3 protein-coding genes and 1 pseudogene are annotated in these 4749 nt (G+C 56.5%); 1 reads left to right on the top strand and 3 read right to left on the bottom strand.

What is annotated here, in order from left to right; genetic code table 11:
* Nucleotides 1–583: IS3 family transposase (locus D4765_RS18750; protein WP_237280566.1), on the top strand; the 583-nt coding region annotated here is incomplete at its 5' end.
* 216 nt (nt 584–799) lie between these two features.
* Here the strand turns inward: D4765_RS18750 and D4765_RS18745 are convergent.
* The 3 genes and pseudogenes from D4765_RS18745 to D4765_RS18735 all read right to left on the bottom strand — a co-directional run bounded on the left by D4765_RS18745 (nt 800) and on the right by D4765_RS18735 (nt 4268).
* On the bottom strand, nt 800–1570 hold the full coding sequence (locus D4765_RS18745; protein ID WP_136643827.1) for a hypothetical protein: 771 nt from the start codon (nt 1568–1570) through the stop codon (nt 800–802).
* A gap of 189 nt (nt 1571–1759) precedes the next feature.
* Nucleotides 1760–1912, bottom strand: a pseudogene (locus tag D4765_RS18740) (IS3-like element ISAar4 family transposase); the annotation flags it as partial.
* A 766-nt stretch (nt 1913–2678) separates the two neighbouring features.
* Nucleotides 2679–4268, bottom strand: coding sequence for a P-loop NTPase family protein (locus tag D4765_RS18735; RefSeq protein WP_201799374.1), 1590 nt, complete (start codon nt 4266–4268; stop codon nt 2679–2681).
* Nucleotides 4269–4749 lie beyond the last annotated feature (481 nt).

Genomic DNA, 4749 nt, shown 5'->3' with positions numbered 1-4749 from the left:
GCCGGGTCCCGCTGTCCACGATGATCTGCTCGGTGTGACGGACGACAAAGGCCGAGTGACGCACGATTTCATTACGGCCGCGACGGAACCGAACCAGGTGTGGTTGACGGATATCACCGAGCACTGGACCGGTGAGGGGAAACTGTATTTGTGTGCGGTCAAGGATTGCTGTTCCAACAAGATCGTCGGGTACTCGATCGATTCCCGGATGAAGTCCGAGCTTGCAGCCGCGGCGCTGCGTAACGCGATCGCGCTCCGCGCCCCGGCCGGCACGATCGTACATTCCGACCGAGGCAGCCAGTTCAGATCCAAACGCGTCGTCCGGCTGCTGAAGAACAACGGGCTACGCGGATCCATGGGACGGGTGGGGTCCTCCAGTGACAACGCGGCCATGGAGTCGTTCTTCTCGCTTCTTCAGAAGAACGTTCTGAACACCCGGCGCTGGAACACCCGCGAGGAACTCCGCCTCGCGATCGTGGTCTGGATCGAAACGAAATACAACCGCCGGCGACGCCAACGCGCTCTCGGGAAACTCACCCCCGTCGAGTTTGAGACAATTTATACAACCGCAAACGCGGCTTGAAAACCATCAACCCCGAGTGTCAACCGAACTCTGGGCAGACCCGTTTCTAGTCACGCAGCCAACGCGCCCTCGGCAAACTCACCCCCGTCGAGTTCGAGACAATTTACACAACCGCAAACGCGACCTAGAGATCATCAACTCCGAGTGACAACCACACCCTGGGTGGATCCGGGCGCTTCATCTGTGGCCGTGAAGCTTTTGTTGTGTTTTTGGAATTCATGCCTCGCTCATTGATGCGCGATACCAGTCGGCACCTTGAAATACATGCAACTCAGGTCCTCTGGACACAAAATGATGGGGGTGACCCGAATTACCGTCCTCACTTGGAGGTAGCCAGAATTCTGACTCTTTGACTAGCTCGAATCCAGTCTCAGATAGAAATCCTTCACGTAGACCCACGGGACGAGAATTGCCGTCATAGCCTCCTACAAAAGCGCATGCCTCACCATCGATAAGGAAAGCTTTCGCTCCAGGAACGTTTGGCTGCCAGATTCTTGGCAGCCGATGACCGAGCCTAACCAGTTCAAAAGACTCATAAAAATAGCCGTATGCATCGATGAGACCGACATTGATGTCGTAGCAGTGGTCGATAAAGTCTTCGGCAGACGCGGCTTTGTACCGTTCGACTATCTCTAGTTCTTTATTTATTCGTACGATACCTGACTGCGTAGGGTCAAGACTCCCGCGACGCCCTTTACGAGAACCGTAAATGCCTCGATCCCCGTACCCTAACCAGGTGTCCCCATTCGGCGCAGAGAGAAAAACTCGGATGTCGTTGCCCACATAACCAGTCTTAACTATCGCGCCATGGGCGTTCAACACAAAAGCATTTTGTTCAGGGCCGGACCGCTTCCAGGCTGAATCTCGCGCAGCCACTAGGACTTCGCCGTCCGGAAGAGGTTGAATCAGCATTTTTGCTTCAGAAGAAACTGGTGGCGGCTCGTCCACGTGGATTCTGATTGACTCCTGGGTTGATTGCAGGGTCACGATCCATCGTGATTCTGTGGGAACGCTCCATAATGAGATCGCATCGTTATTCGGGCCAGCGGTAGCGGTAAGTAAGTCAGCGCCCCTAACTGGTGGGAGCAAGGTCGCGTGGTGCCTGAGATCCATGCCGATACTCTATTTGAAGTGGGCTGCTGCGCGTTTTTCGGTTAGCGGATTTGATGGTTTCTTCTACGCTGCCAGGGTTGGCTGTTGATAGCCGTAGTGGACTTTGTTGGGGCGTCGGTAGCCGAGCGCTGAGTGACGGCAGCGGCTGTTGTGAAATCCTTCAATGTAGCGGATGACGTCGGTTCGGGCTTGCGCTTTCGTGGCATACATGGTGCGGTGAGTATTTGCTCGCTTGGGAGCCACCGAATATTGTGCTCGGGGGCCACAGATATTCTCGTTGAGCGCCACCGAATATTCCAGCTCGGAGCCACCCCTGGAGGGTCCCTCCGGCCAGCGACTTTCAGCGTTCTCGTCGTCGTGCTCGCGTCGACTGAAGATCGACACTGCCAAGGGCAAGCGCAGGCAACGCCTGCGTGCGGCAGCTCTTACCCGGCCCTCGTGCAGACGCCGCCCGTCAGCCGTGCACGCGATGCCCCGACCGCGAACCGGCGCACAAGAAACTGGCCGCTAAGCCTGCAAAGCTCTCCCTGATTGCTGTGGCCCCCGACGGCAATACTGCTGGCCCCCACAGCCGCGAATATTCACCGAATTCTCAAACGGCCTCAGGCTGCGGTCAGGGGTACCGGGTATCGTGATCGTTGACTGATTCCCCCATCAGTCATCATGCCCCCGGGTGTTAGTGAGCTCCCCCCAGTTCCAGACAGACCCGGGGGTTTTCTTGTGCCCGGATGCTGGTTGATGTGCGCCCGGCTAGGTGTGGGGGTCTAGAAACTAACCGGCTCTGGCGCACTTTCGGTGGTGGGAGTTCTGAACCGTGACCAAGGGGGAATCGAGTGTCGAGAATTCGTGGCATTTCGAGGGTTTCAGGGTGATCGATCGCTCAGCTCGCCGGCGCCGACCGGCAACCACCGAAAGTGCGCCAGAGCCAACTAACCGGTGCGCTGACCGCTTGAACCTGCCGTCGAGTTACGAGACAGTCGTACTACAACGCCGACTCAGATTCGAGCGAAGCAGTGAACTCTCGCAAGTCAAGCACTGCTCGGCGGAGAGGCCTGAGGTCCTGGGTGGGTACCTCCACATAGCCATCATCACCGTCATCGACGGGCAGCGAACCTTTGGGCGCATTCTTCGTATTTATGAGGTCGACGTAAGCGCCGTAATCGATGACGTAGACGTCGTATCGTTCCCCCGGGGTGTCCTGAGCGGAATAACCGCGTCGGACGAGATGTAGCACTCTGGCATCGAATAGCGCTTTCAACGGCGCCTCATCTTGGTCTTTCTGATTGACCAGAAATCCCCGAGCTTTTTTTTCACGGATGACGTTATCGATGATCCAGTTGAGTAGCGATTGCGCCACAGGCTCTCCCCTAAGTGCGCCCTCCTTGTCAGTCTGAAACCACTGGCGCGCCGCAGTTCGGACATCAGGGGTTGAGATTCGCCTGTCCGATGCTCGCCATGCTGCCTTTGACACGATATTTATCGCATCCCTTGGTACCCCTTCCGCCGCCCGCACAAGTTCGTCAAAAGCCCTACTGTCCGTGAATCCAAGGCTTATCAGATCTGTCTCTTTCGACAAACCCGGAACCTGACGATCCTCCTCGGCGCCGGCGGTCAAATGTTTGAACAGAAGCCCTTGGAAAAAATTACGAGCGCGCGATTCTTCTTGTTCGAAGACCATGAAATCGTCGAGGCTGAGGTTCGCAGACATGTCTGCGCCTAGTTCGATGCCGATAATTTGACCGTTCGGGAGCTTTGTTCGGAAATTTATCTGCTGTTCGATAGCGGCGATTTTGACAGTAAATTGTTGGAGCGGCAGCACGCAACGGACCAAGAACGCTCCCAAATATGGCTGGACATCCCAAGGGACACTCGTCCACTCATCGAGGATGATCCAGACTCTGCGAGCCGAGAGGGAGTCGGCCAGTTCACGAAGTGCGCGAGCAACGTCTGAAAAGTTAAGTGACACTCGCTCGACACCGCGACGCGTAACCACGGCGCGGTCCTTTTGCGACTCCGACGTATCGGAAGATGCCGCGACCGCGACCTTAGGTCGAACGATATCTAGTTCTACTCTGCCGCCGTCGTGCGTAGATCGTTCTTTCTCCACGTCTGTGGTCAGTTCAACCGGTCCATCCACCCGAATGGAGCCGATGGCGGAGAGGAGACCATCTAGTCGGGTCACGAATAGGGCGTCGCCCACTAGCTGGTTGTCCTCCAGTGCCGCCTGGAGGATTTCGTCATGAAATTGATTCAGCAGATCCACGAGAAGTCGACCTGTACGTTCAATTGGGCCGATCTGTTCTCCATCAAAAATTCCTTCTGCCGACCCGACTGTCCGAAGGTCTACGTAGACACCAACGTCGCCCTCATCGATCCTCGTCGAAGCAAGGTAGCGCAAGGCGTGGGTCTTCCCGGTTCCTCGGCGCCCGTAAATGATCTGGTGGTCGATGACATCCAGTGCACTTGCGACGCCCGAGTCCTCGAAAGTGTCCCGGAGCTCGGACTCGCCTCTTGACTCGGCGCGTTTCGGAATCTTACTGAAAGCAGCATTGAGCGCAGAAGGTAGGGCCATGAGGAGATTTTAGCGAGACGACAAAGCATTAAGTCGGAGTGGTTCACTGTACTGTCTCGTATCCGTAGGGCGGTCTCAGCTGGTCGTCGCAACACCTCATCGATATGGAGTGTTGCGCATGCCTGCAAGTCAGGTTCAGAAGGATCGGCAGTCTCGTTTCTGGTCGTTGATTCGGGAAGGGTTATCATCGTCGTCAGCGTGTGAAGCTATCGGCGTGGATAGACGCCAGGGATACAGGTGGATTCGAGCAGCGGGGGGCCGAATGCCCGTGCCCGATCGGCCGCGATCGGGCAGGTATCTCGGTCAGGATGATCGGTTGCGGATCGCTGATCTGCGTATCACTGGCGCTGGCGTTGTTAACGCCAACTCAAAATGGGGCCACGGCTGCCAACTGAAAACAGGGCCACGTGGTGTGTTTAGTCTGTCGTAGTCGTGAGGGTTTTGTGTCCTCGGAGTCGGTAGCTGGTGCCTTTGAGGCTCA

The organism is Subtercola vilae (assembly GCF_004923255.1).
In the GTDB taxonomy this organism is placed as follows: Bacteria; Actinomycetota; Actinomycetes; order Actinomycetales; family Microbacteriaceae; genus Subtercola; species Subtercola vilae.
Note: the sequence above shows the minus strand (reverse complement) of the source record. Positions and strands in the feature narration are given on the sequence as shown.

Excerpts from the sequence above, each read along its gene's own strand:
- D4765_RS18735 (WP_201799374.1), bottom strand. The coding sequence starts at position 4,268 with ATGGCCCTACCTTCTGCGCTCAATGCTGCTTTCAGTAAGATTCCGAAA.